Origin of the sequence: Paracraurococcus ruber (assembly GCF_004353985.1) — a bacterium.
Lineage (GTDB): Bacteria > Pseudomonadota > Alphaproteobacteria > Acetobacterales > Acetobacteraceae > Paracraurococcus > Paracraurococcus ruber.
The window spans coordinates 1-575 of the sequence record NZ_SMOA01000669.1; the positions used below are offsets into that span (position 1 = coordinate 1).

The window sequence follows — 575 nt, forward strand, 5'->3', positions numbered from 1 at the left end:
CCGGATGGCGCCAGCGGATCAGCGCTTCCAGGCCGGCGACGCGGCGCGACGCGACGTCGATGATCGGCTGGTAGTGCAGCTCGAACTCGCTCGCCGCCAGCGCCCGCCGCAGGTCCATCTCCAGCGCCCGCCGCAGCTGGAGGGCCACTTCCATCTCCGGCTCGAAGAAGCTCCAGCGCCCGCGTCCTTCGGCCTTGGCGCGGTACAGCGCCATGTCGGCGCCGCGCAGCAGGGCATCGCCGTCCAGCCCATCCATGGGTGCGACAGCGATGCCGACGCTGGTGCCGATCACCACTTGGTGCCCTTCCAGCTCGAAGGGGGCGACGAAGGCATCGACCAGGCGTTTCGCCAAGGCTGCGGCATCGTGCGACCGCCCGAGCCCGGACTGGATGACGGCGAACTCGTCGCCGCCGAGGCGTGCGAGGGTGTCGGTCTCGCGCAGTTCCTTGGCCAGCCGGGCGGCGACCTGGCGCAGCAGGATGTCGCCCACCGGATGCCCGAGGGTGTCGTTCACCTCCTTGAAGCGGTCGAGGTCGAGGCAGAGCACGGCGAAGCCCTCGCCGCGCTGGGCGCGG

Annotated in this window: 1 protein-coding gene; it reads right to left on the reverse strand. The window is 71.5% G+C overall.

Annotation, left to right across the window (positions count from 1 at the left end):
* Positions 1 to 575 (reverse strand): GGDEF domain-containing protein (locus E2C05_RS32385; protein ID WP_133223673.1); only part of this gene is annotated, 575 nt, incomplete at both ends.